This window comes from Ottowia cancrivicina (genome assembly GCF_029813755.1).
Taxonomy (GTDB): Bacteria; Pseudomonadota; Gammaproteobacteria; order Burkholderiales; family Burkholderiaceae_C; genus Ottowia; species Ottowia massiliensis.
Genome location: NZ_JARVII010000019.1, coordinates 16,173 through 28,921 on the forward strand (window position 1 = coordinate 16,173; position 12,749 = coordinate 28,921).

The 12,749-nt window shown below is 65.2% G+C and carries 11 protein-coding genes; 6 read left to right on the forward strand and 5 right to left on the reverse strand.

Annotated elements, in window-relative coordinates; translation table 11 throughout:
- Positions 1 to 26 precede the first annotated feature (26 nt).
- Positions 27 to 407 (reverse strand): hypothetical protein, encoded by a 381-nt coding sequence (locus QB898_RS09375; protein ID WP_279524737.1) that lies wholly within the window; start codon positions 405 to 407, stop codon positions 27 to 29.
- Between the two features lie 77 nt (positions 408 to 484).
- Here QB898_RS09375 and QB898_RS09380 point away from each other — a divergent pair, with 77 nt between their 5' ends.
- The 5 genes from QB898_RS09380 (at position 485) to QB898_RS09400 (ending at position 6,088) form a co-directional block, all read left to right on the forward strand.
- On the forward strand, positions 485 to 1,825 hold the full coding sequence (locus QB898_RS09380) for a YihY family inner membrane protein (protein ID WP_279524738.1): 1,341 nt from the start codon (positions 485 to 487) through the stop codon (positions 1,823 to 1,825).
- Between the two features lie 61 nt (positions 1,826 to 1,886).
- Entirely contained in the window at positions 1,887 to 2,525 is a 639-nt protein-coding gene (locus QB898_RS09385; protein WP_279524739.1) for a bifunctional adenosylcobinamide kinase/adenosylcobinamide-phosphate guanylyltransferase, read from the forward strand.
- A gap of 154 nt (positions 2,526 to 2,679) precedes the next feature.
- Positions 2,680 to 3,672 carry an ABC transporter substrate-binding protein gene (locus tag QB898_RS09390; protein WP_279524740.1) on the forward strand — a complete coding sequence of 331 codons (993 nt, stop codon included), beginning with the start codon at positions 2,680 to 2,682 and terminating at the stop codon, positions 3,670 to 3,672.
- A 209-nt stretch (positions 3,673 to 3,881) separates the two neighbouring features.
- Positions 3,882 to 4,979: an NADH-dependent flavin oxidoreductase gene (locus QB898_RS09395; RefSeq protein WP_279524741.1), complete on the forward strand. Its 1,098-nt coding sequence runs from the start codon at positions 3,882 to 3,884 to the stop codon at positions 4,977 to 4,979.
- 5 nt (positions 4,980 to 4,984) lie between these two features.
- Complete coding sequence (locus QB898_RS09400; RefSeq protein ID WP_279524765.1) at positions 4,985 to 6,088, forward strand: DUF1176 domain-containing protein; 1,104 nt, start codon at positions 4,985 to 4,987, stop codon at positions 6,086 to 6,088.
- Positions 6,089 to 6,416: 328 nt separating this feature from the next.
- Here the strand turns inward: QB898_RS09400 and QB898_RS09405 are convergent, their stop codons facing one another.
- The 4 genes from QB898_RS09405 to QB898_RS09420 form a co-directional block, all read right to left on the reverse strand.
- On the reverse strand, positions 6,417 to 7,544 hold the full coding sequence (locus QB898_RS09405) for a M48 family metalloprotease (RefSeq protein WP_279524742.1): 1,128 nt from the start codon (positions 7,542 to 7,544) through the stop codon (positions 6,417 to 6,419).
- 77 nt (positions 7,545 to 7,621) lie between these two features.
- Positions 7,622 to 8,104 (reverse strand): hypothetical protein, encoded by a 483-nt coding sequence (locus QB898_RS09410; protein WP_279524743.1) that lies wholly within the window; start codon positions 8,102 to 8,104, stop codon positions 7,622 to 7,624.
- Between the two features lie 66 nt (positions 8,105 to 8,170).
- Positions 8,171 to 8,758: a LemA family protein gene (locus QB898_RS09415; RefSeq protein ID WP_102284634.1), complete on the reverse strand. Its 588-nt coding sequence runs from the start codon at positions 8,756 to 8,758 to the stop codon at positions 8,171 to 8,173.
- Positions 8,759 to 8,877: 119 nt separating this feature from the next.
- Entirely contained in the window at positions 8,878 to 9,870 is a 993-nt protein-coding gene (locus QB898_RS09420; RefSeq protein WP_279524744.1) for a hypothetical protein, read from the reverse strand.
- Positions 9,871 to 10,228: 358 nt separating this feature from the next.
- On the opposite strand from QB898_RS09420, the gene QB898_RS09425 reads away from it, so the two are divergent.
- Entirely contained in the window at positions 10,229 to 12,493 is a 2,265-nt protein-coding gene (locus QB898_RS09425) for a M48 family metallopeptidase (RefSeq protein WP_279524745.1), read from the forward strand.
- The last annotated feature ends 256 nt before the right edge of the window (positions 12,494 to 12,749 follow it).

The window sequence follows — 12,749 nt, forward strand, 5'->3', positions numbered from 1 at the left end:
CTGTTTTCTTCTGCTTTCGTGAATGATCAAACCCGGGCCGCCTTGTTTTTTTGTCTTTCCCGGTTTGACGGCCGGTTCAAATATTCCTGAAATTTGTCAGGCGCGGCCACGCGATGTTTGCATGGATTATCTGTATGTCGCCCTGAAGAACCTTTTGCTGCTCCCTTTTCACCCCCGCCGCCCATGGCAAACGGAAAAGCAGCTGGCGAATGCTCTGCAAGACGGGTAGCGGCAAGGCCTGAGCCAGGAGCAGGCAAAGGAAGACGAGGGACGAGCTTTGCTCTTTCTTTGCTCTTTAATTGATAGCTGCAAGTCTTTGTCCAGACTGCGCAAGAGGCGTTTTTCTGCCCTTTGAATTTGCTCCTCTTCTTGAATCGGTCCGGCCCTGTGAGCAGGCGCTCAGGCATCATGCCCGGCCATGACGGAACGCGCTGCTCTTTCCCGCTGGCTTTTTTTCTTGCCGCGCAGGCTGGCCTGGCATTTCATGAATCCGGCGGCTTCGCCTGTGCTGGCGGCCTGGCGCGTGCTGATGCGGCGCTGCGCGCAGGAGCGGCTGAGCGTGACGGCCGGATCGCTGACTTTCACCACGGTGCTGGCGCTGGTGCCGCTGGCGGTGGTGGCGCTGTCGCTTTTCACGGCTTTTCCTTCGTTTGAGCGGCTGCGGCTGGCGCTGCAAGAGTGGCTGGCGGGCAACCTGATTCCGGCCGGCATTGCCCAGAGCGTGCTGGAGAACCTGACGGCTTTTGCGGGCAAGGCCAGCCAGCTTGGCGCGGCGGGGCTGGCGGTGCTGGTGTTCACTTCGCTGTCGCTGATGCTCACCATCGACCACGCGCTGGGGGGCATTTGGCGCGTGCCGCGCCCGCGCCCGCTGGGGCAGCGCCTGCTGGTGTATTGGGCGGCGCTGACGCTGGGGCCGCTGCTGCTGGGCGCCAGCCTGGCGATTACGAGCTATGTGATGTCGCAATCCGGCGCGTGGCTGGCCTGGCTGCCGCAGAAGGCGGGGGTGGCCCGGCATGCCCAGCAGGGCGCCGTGGCGGCGCTGCGCGCTTTGCAGCTGCTGCTGCCGGTGGGCGGGCTGGCGCTGCTGTATCACTATGTGCCCAATACGGCCGTGCTTTGGCGGCACGCGCTGGCGGGCGGCGCTTTTGCCGCGCTGGGGCTGGCCGCACTGCGCTGGGGCATGGGGCTGTATCTGGCGCAGGTGCCCAGCTATTCGCTCATTTACGGCGCTTTCGCCGCCGTGCCGCTGCTGCTGCTGTGGATGCATCTTTCGTGGTTCATCGTGCTTTTGGGCGCGGTGCTTGCGGCCAGCCTGCCTTTGTTGCAGGAGGCGGCGGGCGCGGCCCGCGCGCGCTTGCGCTGCGGCCAGACGCCAGGCTGGTCTTTCCAGCTGGCCGCTGAAGCCTTGCAGCAGCTGGCCGCCGCCCGCGACACGCCCGCGCATGGCCTCACGCTGATGGAGCTGGCCGCCGCTTTGCGCGCCGATCCGCTGCAATTGCCGCCCGTGCTGCAAGCCTTGCAGGAGCTGGGCTGGACGGGGCAGCTGAGCGCGCAGGGCGCCTGCCCGCTGCCGCGCTACGTGCTGCTGGCCGATCCGGCGCGCACGCCGCTGGCGCCGCTGGTGGAGCGCCTGTTGCTGGCCCCGCCGCAGGCTGGCGCCGGTGCGCCGCTGGATGTCTCGCCAGACGCACCGCCCGCCTTGCCCGCGCTGTGGCGGCACTGGCGGGCGCTGAAGTTGCTGGATTTGCTGGAGCCGGGCCGCGCGGCTGGCAAGGCCGCTTGGGCGGCAAAGCAGCATGCGCGGGGCGCACCGCCCGGGCCATAGCCCGCCAGCGGGTGGTCTGTGCGCGGCAGGCGGCGGCAGCGCCACTATGCTTCGCGCCCTGATGTCCTCTTCCCCATTGCCTTCTTCGCCTCGCCTTTCAGATGTTTTCGCGCGCGCCCATCTGGTGCTGGGCGGCCAGAAAAGCGGCAAATCCCGCTGGGCCGAAGAGGCGGCGGCCCGCTGGCTGGCGGCAGACCCCGCCCATGAAGCCGTGCTGCTGGCCACCGCCTGGCCGCACGGGCCGGAAATGCGCGAGCGCATCGCCCGCCACCAGCGCGAGCGCGCCGGGCGGGCGCCGGGCATGCGCACGCAAGAAGCCTGGCGCGATCTGCCCGCAGCCATTGCCGGCGCAGGCGGCGAGCGAACCCTGCGCGTGGTGGACTGCCTCACGCTCTGGCTCACGCAAATCATGCTGCCGCCGCCGGGCATGCCCGCCTTGCGGCAGCCGCCTGACGCCTTTCTGGCCGCGCCCGCCGCCCCGGCCTGGCAGGCGCAGGCTGCCTGGCTGCTGGACGCCGCGCGGGCCTGCCCCGGCCCGCTGGTGCTGGTGAGCAATGAAATCGGGCTGGGCGTCATCCCCCTGGGGCGCGAAACGCGCGCGTTTGCCGACGCCCTGGGCTGGCTCAACCAGCAGGCCGCCGCCTGCTGCGAGCGCGTGACCTTCATGGCCGCCGGGCTGCCCCTGCACCTCAAGGCATGAGCGCGCGGCGGCAAGCGAAGGCGCGCGAAGCTGGCAGGCATGAAAGAGCGCTGATTCAGCTCCTTGATCAATAGCGTGATGTCCTAGTGGAAACTGCGCGAACAGCCTTTTCACCCCCCTTGAATTCGCTCCTTTTTCTGATGAAAGAAATGCCATGATTTCTGAACCTCGCTTGCCAGCCGCTGCGCCTTGCACTGGCGGCCCAAATCTGGCTTGGCTGGCCCGTCTGATCCGTCTGGCCCGTCTGGCCGCCGTGGCGCTGCTGCTGGCCGGCGCAAGCGGGCTGGCGCAGGCGGCGCAGGGCTACGAAGCGCGGGATGACCGCGGCCAGCTCCTGCGCTTTGCCGCGCCGCCGCAGCGCGTGGTGAGCCTGCTGCCATCCATCACCGAAAGCATTTGCGCACTGGGCGCGTGCCAGCGCCTGGCAGGGGTGGACCGCTACGCCAACTGGCCCGCCAGCGTGCAGGCGCTGCCGCGCGTGGGCGGCGGGCAAGACCCGGACGTGGAAGCCATTCTGGCGCTCAAGCCTGATCTGGTTTTCATGGCCGCAGGCTCGCGCGCCGCGCCGCGCCTGCAAGCGCTGGGCCTGCGCGTGGCGCAGCTCGACACCCGCACGCAGGCCGACGTGCGCCGCGTGCTGCACACGCTGGCGGCCATGCTGGCGCTGCCCGGCGGGCAGGCCGAGCAGACATGGCAATCCATTGAAAACGCGGTGGATGAAGCCGCGCGCGGCATGCCCGCGCAGGCCCGTGGCGCGAGCGTGTTCTTTGAAGTCAGCAGCGGCCCCTACGCGGCGGGCGAAAGCTCCTTCATCGGCGAAACGCTCCAGCGCCTGGGCGTGCGCAACGTAGTGGGCGCTGCGCTAGGCCCCTTCCCGCACCTCAACCCCGAATACGTGCTCGAACACCGCCCCGACGTGCTGATGGCCACCAGCCGCAGCCAGCTGGCCGCGCAGCCCTACCCCGGCTGGGAAAAGCTGCCCGCCTGGCGCGAAGGGCGCCTTTGCATCTTCAACGCCGAAGAAACCGACACCCTCATCCGCCCCGGCCCCCGCATGGCCGAGGCCGCCCGCCTCATGGCCCGCTGCCTGGCCGAAAAAGCGCCGCGCGCAAGCCCTGGCAAGGCCCGCGCAACGCCCCGGCCCTGAAGCGCCCGAATATCTGACGGCCCCGGGAGCGCTTTGCGGCCCGCCGTTTTCAGGGCGCGCTCCGCGCCGTTCGACCATTTATCTGGCCATTTGAAACCGGAAAACGCACAATACGCCGGGGCCGGATATTGCACGGCGGCGCGAAAAACCGCCCGCCCGGCGAACCGGAAAAACGCGCCATTTTCAACAACCTCTGCCCCAAAACCGCCATGAAAAACCTTTTCCAGCCTTTCACCTTCAATAACGGCGTTGAAATTCCAAACCGCCTGGCCGTGGCGCCGATGACCCATTTTGCTTCCACGCCGCAAGGGCACATCAGCGAAGAAGAGCGCCTGTTTCTGCAAGGGCGCGCCAGCGGTTTCGGCCTTTTCATCGCCGCTGCCACGCTGGTTTCGCCCGAAGGCCAATCCTTTGAAGGCGAGCCTTACGCCATCAGCGCCGCCGATGTGCCCAGCCTGAGCGAAGTCGCAAAAATCATTCAGGCCCAGGGCGCCAAAGCCATTTTGCAATTGCACCACGGCGGCAAACTGGCCGAAAAGCATTTGATTGGCAGCCTGGACAAAATCGCCCCCAGCGACGACAGCGCCACCGGCTCGCGCGCCATGACAGAAGCGGAAATCGCCCGCGTCATCGCCGCATTCGGCCACGCCGCCGAATGGGCCATTCAGGCCGGATTTGACGGCGTGGAAATTCACGGCGCCAATGGCTATCTTTTGCAGCAGTTTTATTCCGGCCACAGCAACCGCCGCGCTGACGAATGGGGCCAAAACCGCCTGCGCTTTCCCCTGGCCGTGACGGACGCCGTGCTGGCCGCGCGCGAAAAGCACCGCCGCCCCGGCTTCATCATCGGCTACCGCTTCTCGCCCGAAGAGCCGCAAGAAAACGGCATCACCATGACCGAAACCTTCGCGCTGGTGGACGCGCTTGTGCAAAAACCGCTGCAATACCTGCACGTTTCCCTGCACGACTTTTTCAGCTGCGCCCGCCGTGGCGCAGACAGCCAGCGCATGCGCGTGGATTTGCTGCACCAGCATATTGGCGGCAAACTGCCCCTCATGGCCGTAGGCGGCCTGCTGACCGCTGCGCAAATTGAAAAAGCCTGGGCCACCGGCGCGGCGGAACTGATCGCGCTGGGCCGCGCCGTTTTGCTCAATTCCAATATGGCCGAACTGCTGAAAAGCGGCGAATATGACCGCATTGAAACCGAACTGGACCCCGCGCAAAAAGCCAAATACCGCTATCCCGAAAACCTGTGGAAACGCAATATGCAGAACGCGGGATTTCTGCCCAAAGTCAAGGGAGCGTGAAAATCATGCACAGGCATGCCCGTTTTTGGTTTTTTGCGCTGCTTGTTTGCCTGCTGGCCGCCCGTGCAGCCGGCGCCGCTGAAACCGCCGGCCCCAAGCCCGCCGATTTATGGACGGGCGACTGGCTGACCGTTTGCGATAACACGGGCAGCTGCCGCACGGCGGGCTACAACGCTGATGGCGCTGAGCGCCTCATTACCTTGTCTTTTTATCGCGAGGCAGGCGCCCAAGCCAAGGTTGCAGGCCTCTGGTTTGCCATTTATCGCGGCAGCGACGAGCCATTGCCTGAAGGCGGCAGTTTGCGGATTGACGGCAAACCGCTCACTCGCAATGAAATACTCACGCCGCAGGAAATTGCCGCGCTGCTCGAGGCACTCAAGCGCGGCAGCAGCATCACTTGGGCGGCTGAGGGCGGACCGGTCTGGCAGCTTTCCAGCAATGGCGCGCTTGCTGCCCTGCGCTTCATGGACGATTACCAGCAACGCAGCGGCACGCCATCCGCGCTCATTGACAAAGGCCGCTCGCGGCGCCCCGTGCGAGCGCCTGCCGCCGTGCCCAAAATTCAGGCGGCGGCTGCCACGGCCAGGGAGCAAAGGCGCGTGCTGGCGCATTCCGATCCGCAATTTGCCGCCTTGCGCGAAATGCTGGAAAAAAAGGAAAACGCGAATAAATGGAGGCTGGATGGGTGCGATGTGTTCAGTCACGACGAATGGCGGACCATTACGCTTGACCCTCTGACTTCCAATCTCACGCTGGCAGAAATTCCCTGCGCGCATACGGGTTTCAACAGCCATAATGCCTATGCCGTGCTGACTCGCGATCTGAATCACGTTGTGGACGTAATTGACAGTCATATCACTAACGATTATGGGCTTGACGAACAAGGCGTTTTGACCATTACCGGATACTGGAAAGAAACGGCCCCGGGCGATGGGCAATCATGGGAAACCTGGGTGTGGACAGGCAGGCGTTTTGTTCTGGCCAGCAAAAGCAACAGCGGTATGGCGCGCGGTTTTGACGGATTTGCTGATACTCCACCTTGGGAATTTACGCAGCACACCAGCCAAGTGTTGCCGCCCAAAAAGAAACGCCGCTCAGGAAAACCGTAAAGGCCGCCTATTCGAATGGTTTGACGGCTGCACATTCAGCCGGGAGCGGCAGCGCCTGCTGGCGGGAGCGCCATTCACTCCCCGCCTTGGCCGGTTTCCGCCGGGCCAATGCCGGCATCTCACGGGAAAAGCCGCGTCCATGCCCTCGCATGAAAGCCGCCTTGCGCACCAGCCTAATGCGGCATCTGACGGCCACGCCCGCCGGGAGCATCAACATCAGAATCAGGAGCAAATCCAAGGGGGTTGAAATGCCGCTTCACGCAATATCCACTAGGACATCATGCTATTGAATAAGGAGCGAATATGAGCCGGTCTGCTTTGCCGGCGCTTACCAGGCGTGGGGCGGCAGCTCAATGACGGGTTCGCCTGTGCGCTGGTCGATGAGCGGCAGGGACAGGGGGCTGCGGGGGCGGCCATAGATGCGGCGGATGCGCTCGGGCAGCGGCGGGTGCGTGGCAAGGAAGCGGCCCAGGCGGCCCGGGTTTTCGGGGGTGGGCCACTGGCCGTCGTCGGCCACCAGAAAGAGGTGGGAGGCGCGGCTGAGCCGCAGCAGCGGGCGGGCCAGGGGGCGCTGGGCGGCGGCTTCCTGCTGCTGGGTGAGGATTTTGCGCAGGGTGCGGCCCAGGCCGTCGGCCTGGCGCGTCCATTGCACGGCGCGGGCGTCGGCCAGGTATTCGCGCTCGCGCGAGACGGCTGCTTGCAGGATGTGGCCGGCCAGCCAGCCCAGCCAGCCTACGGCCATGATGATGGGGCCGAAAACAAGGCCGAGCGCGGCCAGCGGCGTCTGGAAGGTGCGCAGCTGCCAGCGCCAGTCTTCGTTGCGCCGGTCGCCGTCCGCCTCTGGTTCAGGGATGAGGCTGCGGCCAAAGTCCCACACCATTTCCAGGCCGGCCACCATGCCCATCAGGCGCATGTTCAGGGCGGTGTCGCCTTCTTTGAGGTGGCTGCATTCATGGGCGATGAGGCCCATGAGTTCGTCGCGCGTGAGGCGCTCGAGCGCGCCATCGGTGACGGTGACGGCCCAGTCCAGCGGCGTGGTGCCGGTGGCAAAGGCGTTGATGCCTTCATGGCGCGGCAGCACCATGACGGCGGGTGCGGGCATGTGCGCGGCAATGCAGATTTCGCCGACGATGTTCACCAGCCGCTGCTCGGCAAAGCGCGTGCCCGGCTGCGCGCGGCGTGCGCCCAGCTTTTCGGCCAGGCGCACGCCGTGGCGGCAGTTGCTACTTTCAATCCACCAGCCGCCCAGAATGAGCAGCAGCGTCAGCCCGATGTTGATGGGCATGAAGCCCAGCGGATACGCGGCGTAATGGGGGGCGAACGCATTCCAGATGACCCACGGCAGCGACAGCGCCAGGTTCATGCCCACGGCGGTGGCCGCCACCGCCAGCGCGAAAGCCCATGAGAGCTGGCGGGAACGGGTGCGGGCGTCGGCTTGCTGGTCAAAAAAGCGCATGTTTTCTGAAATCAGATGGAGATGGCTGGATAAAACCGCTACAAATCACCTTGTTTAATATGCAGCACGGATGGCGCTTATTTTTTCAGGCTTCTTGAGACGAAAATGCTGATGTGATGCTGGTTCATGTCGAAATTGACGTTTCTCGCCTCTATTGAAACTCTGGTTTCGGGGCACGCCAAGCGCCATTTTCCGGGTTTGAGAAGCAGTGTTTTGATCCAGATTCCCTTGCTGTTCATTCCCGTGGATGTTTCGAGAAGATTGATGTCGTGCCGCTCGGTCACGCCATGGGACGAAAAGGAAAGCGTGGCATTTCCCGCAATGGCCTTGCTGAAGTTCGCGAAATCAGCCACGGGAAGCGGAGGAGCAATTTCGAAGCCAATTTCCATTGCATGAAAGCGGTTGCATGGAACTTCAAATTCTGCCCGGAACCCGTTTTTGAAAATGGAAGGCTCGTGCATTTCTTTTTCCCTGAGTTCAGAAAAGAACAGAAAACCCAGGGCCAGCGCAGGCGCCAGGATCAATATCATGGCGCAGAGCATTTGCTTTTTTGTTTTCATGAACAGGGCTGCATGCCAATGGCAAATAGCGGGCCGGAGTGGCCCGCTTTGCGGCTTGGGGCGCGTTCAGAAGGCCACGCGCGGCGCGGCGCGTTCGGCCTCGCTGGCGGTGGATTCCAGCGGCGCGGCGGGGGCGAAGCCGGTCAGGCGGGCGAGCAGCACATCAGGGAAAGCTTGCACGGCGTTGTTCAGGTCAAGCACGGCGTCGTTGTAGGCCTGGCGGGCGAAGCCGATGCGGTTTTCGGTGCTGGTGATTTCCTCGCTCAGCTCGCGCATGTTCTGGTCGGCTTTGAGCGCGGGGTAGCTTTCAGAGACGGCCAGCAGGCGGCCTACCTGCCCCATGAGCGCCTGCTCGGCCACGGCCAGCGCGCCGATGGCCGCCGCGTTGCCCGGGTTGGCGCGCGCGGCGGCAGTGGCCCCCTGCGCCTGCCCGCGCGCCTGGATGACGGCGGTGAGCGTGGCGTTTTCATGTTCCATGTATTTGCGGGCGACTTCCACCAGGTTGGGAATGAGGTCGTGGCGGCGCTTGAGCTGCACGTCAATCTGCCCGAAGGCATTGGCGATGCGGTTGCGCAGCTCCACCATGCGGTTGTAGGCGCGCACGGCCCACAGCAGCACGCCTGCAATCAGTGCGCACACGATGATGAGACCCATGAAAGAAACCGGCATGGCGTTTTTCCCTTTCTGGCAATGGAGGTTGGAAGGTTTGCAAATGTATCAAATAAGCGGCCATGTTATGTCTGATTCTGGCTTTTCATGTCGCTTTTTTTTGCTTATCCCAAGGGTAGGGCGCAGGTGGCGCGGCTGAGTTCGTCGTGCCAGTCCAGCACGGGACGGACGTTGATATCGATCTGTCCGGCGCCCAGCGTTTCGATGAAGGCGCAGGCGGCCCAGGCGCTGGCCGTTTGCTCGTAGCGGGCGATCCAGGCATCGCGCTCGGCCTGCCTGCCGGGGGCGATGGGCCATGCCCGGCTCCCGTTCCGGATGTGGGCATTGATGCCGATGCGCCAGGGCTTGGCCGTGACGCGGGCGCGAAAGCACTGTTGCAACAGGCACATGCGCTGATAGACCGGATCAACCCGCACGGCTTTGAACAGCTCCTGAACGGCGGGGTCGCCGGGCGCGAAGGTGCGGTGCGTGGCCAGCAGGCGCAGGCCCGCCGGTGTTTGGTAGAGGCGCAGGCTCCAGTCCGGGCGGGCTGAGGCGAAGCGGCGAATTCTTTCCAGCGAGGCGCGGCGCGCGGCGGCGGGGCGATGGCGCCAGCGCTGCCAGCGCGCATAAATCCATGCGGATAGCAGCAGCGCGCACGAGATGTAAAAGGGCTGCGGCGAGCGCGGCGGCTTGCAGGCTGGGGAGAGCAGCCAGTAAAGCGCGCAAAGCAGCGTGACCAGGGCCAGCAGCGCGATCAGGCAGCCGATGTCGTAGCCGGTGTATTGGGCATCGTCTACGTCGGCAAACAGCACGTCGGGCGTGTTGATGCAGTGCGCGCCATAGCTGTTGCGCGTGAGCACGGCGCTGCCGTGGCGGGCCAGCACTTCCTCGCAGATGGGCAGGCCCTGCGCGCCGTTGTAGCCGGGGCGGTTTTCATGGGCGCTGGCCTGGCCTTGCGCGTAGGCGGCCAGCGCCTGCCGCAGGCGCTCTTGCGCGTGCGCTTCGGCGGCCTGCTGGCTGTCGTCAGACCAGCCCCAGCGGCGCACGGTGACGGTGTGGCGCCAGCGGTTTTGGGCGGGGGCGGAGGCGCTGGCCCAGTATTTCGGAATCAGCATGGCGGGTGAAGGCAGGCGAGGCAGGTTTCAGAATGTGACGATTGTGCTGCTGCCAGCGGAGCAGTCCAGGCGCCCAGTCCAGACGCCTTGTCTGCCCCAGAGAAAAACCGCCTTGCAGCCCATCCCGATCCGCACTTGCGCCCCTTGCGGCCAGATCATGTGCAGGCCTCCATTGCGCGCAGGCTTTGGGTGAAGGCGCAACGGAGCCGTTCTGGATGCTCTTTGCCGCTGGATGCGCAACGAGGGTTTGCCATGGATAAAAGAGCAGGCGAATTCCTTGCGCAGCCAAACCAGCGGCTGGCCGTTGTGCCCGCAGCCTTTGCCCGGCACGGCGCTGCCGCTCTGTTATGGTTTGTATTTGTTTGCAACAATCGCGCGCTTTGGCTCGTCCGGTTTTGCGGCTGTCCCGCCCGCCACGGCCATTGGCTTTTTTCCGCTGCCCTGCCAGCGCCTGCCCCGTATGTTCCAGTACCTGTCAGACCTGCTGTTCAAGTTTCTGCAAAACCTGCCGCGCATTGTTCGTGTGTTGCTGTGGGCGGTGGCGCTGCCTCTGGCCGTGGCGGCTGTAGGGGCGTGGCAGCTGGCGCTGTATCCCGATGGGCAGGCCCAGCGGCAGGAAGAAATCCGCCAGCTGGAAGGTATTCAGGCCGATTTGCAGGCTGCGCTGCAAGCCCGCCCCGCCGCCCCGCTGCTGGCAGAGGTGACTGACGAACAGCAGGTAGGGCAGGCCGCACAAATGCAGGTGGAACGCCGCCTGCAACGCCTGCGCGAGGAGGCGGCGGCCGCGCCTGACGGCGATGAGCGCGCAGTCCGCCTGGTGCGGCTTGCGGCGCAGGTGACGGTGGCCGCAGGCGTGGCGGCGGCGCTGTGGGGCGGCCTGGGCATTTGGGCGGCGCGCCGCTCGGGGCGGCGGGCCATGCGCTCGCGTGACGAATTGATCAGCGCCTTTTCACGCTGGCGGCATGGGCTGGGGCGCTATCTGGGGCTGCTGCTCGCACTGCTGGCGCTGGCCCTGGTGGCGCTGTTGGTAGCGCGCGCGGCCGCCATGTGGGCGGCGCTGGCGGGTGACGGCGCGGCGCGGAGCCATATGCGGGGCGGCGTCTGGATGTTGCTGCTGGTGGCTTTTGCCGCCCTGGGCGCGCTGGCGGCTCTGTGGCGGCTGCGGCATGCCATGCCGGAGGCCGATGAGCCGGGCGAAGTGCTGGGCATGCTGCTTTCGCATGGGCAGGCGCCCGGTTTGTGGCGGCACGTGACCGACCTGGCACGCCGCGTGGGCACCGCGCCGCCCGATCACATGGTGCTGGGCATGACCGAAAGCTTTTACGTCACCTGCGCCCGCCAGCGCGTGATGCCCGGCGGGCAGCTGCTGGAGGGCCGCACGCTGCATCTGCCGCTGACTTACCTGAGCTTGCTGCGGCGTGATGAGACGGATGCCATCCTCGCCCACGAGCTGGGCCATTTTCTGGGGGAAGACAGCGCCTACAGCGTCCGCTTTGCGCCCATGTACGCCAGCATGATGCACGCTCTCGACAGCGTGGCCGAAGGCGATGAGGACGGGATTTCCTGGGGCTGCATCTCTGCCGTCATCTTTGGCGAATACGTTCTGGAGAGCTTTCACCGTGCCGTGAGCCACTGGAGCCGCGTGCGCGAGTTGCAGGCCGACGCCGTCAGCGCCCGCGTGGCCGGCCCCGAAGCCGCAGCCCGCGCGCTGGTGCATGTGAGCGCGCTGGAGCCGGTGGTGTATGAACGCCTGAGCGCCATTGCCCGCCGCCCCGCCGAGGCCGGGCAAGACCTCATCGCCATGCTTCAGGCCGACGTGCAGGCCCACCCCTTGCAGACGCATGACCTTGACGCCGAAGCCGCCACCAGCCACCCCTTTGACAGCCACCCGCCCACGTTGGAGCGCCTGCGTGCCCTTGGCGCTCTGCCAGAAGGCAGCGGCAGCGGCAGCGCCAGCGCTCTGCCCGCGCTGGCCGCGCCCGATGCCGACTCGCTTGCCTGGGTGCGTTCCCTGTTTGCCGACAGCGACGCCGTGCAGCGCCAGCTGCTGCAAGACTTCAAAACCGACGCCGCCATGCACAACGAAGAAAGGCGCCGTGAACTGACTGAAATCCGTGACCAGGTGCATGGCGAGGTCATCGTGCACGAGGGGCGCTTTTTTCTGGGGCTGACCGCGTTCATCACCCTGGGTCTGGGCGCTGCCGTTTGCGCCTGCGTCATGCACCGCGCCTGGCATGCCGCATTGGGGCTGCTGGCCGCCTGCGCCTTTTTCGCCTTCATGACCCGCTGGTTCTGGCTGCGCTGCCGCCACCCGGTGATGACCCTGACGCCCGCCGCCCTGCTTTTGCCCGGCCTGGCCGCGCCCCTGGCGTGGGGCGATATTGAAGATTTCAGCGCCGAAGACATCGGCAACTTCTTCACCATCACCTTCCAGCTCACTTCCGAAGCAGCCTTGCCCGTCCGCCAGCACGGCAACTATCAGCGCTTGAGCGTGAAGGCCAAAAAACGCAGCGTCATTGCACAAATGTCCAGCCCCAGAGGCCTGAAAAGACAGCGTCTGCTCGACTTGCTCGTTATCTACTTGCGCGCCTGGCATGCCAGTGAGGCGCTCAGGCAGATGTGAGCGTCCGCGCGCTTGCGGGCCGGTTGCGAACAGGTTCTGAAAACCGGCTCTTGCGGCTTGCCCATCAGCTGCCCCGGCTGACGGCGGCGCAGCGGAGTCTCCAGTTCGCTTCCCGCCCGCCAGGCTGCATCAAAGACAGGAGCAAATTCAAGGGGGCAAAAATCCCATTTCGCGCAGTTTCCATTGGGACCTCATGCTACGAATACAGTAGCGAAAATAAGCGTTTGTCTGCGGCGCCTGCACGAACGGATTGCAA

Bases quoted from the DNA above. Each gene is read 5' to 3' on its own strand.
- QB898_RS09400 (WP_279524765.1), top strand. From the start codon at position 4,985: ATGCACAGGCATGCCCGTTTTTGGTTTTTTGCGCTGCTTGTTTGCCTG.
- QB898_RS09375 (WP_279524737.1), bottom strand. From the start codon at position 407: ATGCCTGAGCGCCTGCTCACAGGGCCGGACCGATTCAAGAAGAGGAGC.
- QB898_RS09410 (WP_279524743.1), bottom strand. From the start codon at position 8,104: ATGAAAACAAAAAAGCAAATGCTCTGCGCCATGATATTGATCCTGGCG.
- QB898_RS09390 (WP_279524740.1), top strand. From the start codon at position 2,680: ATGATTTCTGAACCTCGCTTGCCAGCCGCTGCGCCTTGCACTGGCGGC.
- QB898_RS09385 (WP_279524739.1), top strand. From the start codon at position 1,887: ATGTCCTCTTCCCCATTGCCTTCTTCGCCTCGCCTTTCAGATGTTTTC.
- QB898_RS09405 (WP_279524742.1), bottom strand. From the start codon at position 7,544: ATGCGCTTTTTTGACCAGCAAGCCGACGCCCGCACCCGTTCCCGCCAG.
- QB898_RS09380 (WP_279524738.1), top strand. From the start codon at position 485: ATGAATCCGGCGGCTTCGCCTGTGCTGGCGGCCTGGCGCGTGCTGATG.
- QB898_RS09415 (WP_102284634.1), bottom strand. From the start codon at position 8,758: ATGGGTCTCATCATCGTGTGCGCACTGATTGCAGGCGTGCTGCTGTGG.
- QB898_RS09395 (WP_279524741.1), top strand. From the start codon at position 3,882: ATGAAAAACCTTTTCCAGCCTTTCACCTTCAATAACGGCGTTGAAATT.
- QB898_RS09420 (WP_279524744.1), bottom strand. From the start codon at position 9,870: ATGCTGATTCCGAAATACTGGGCCAGCGCCTCCGCCCCCGCCCAAAAC.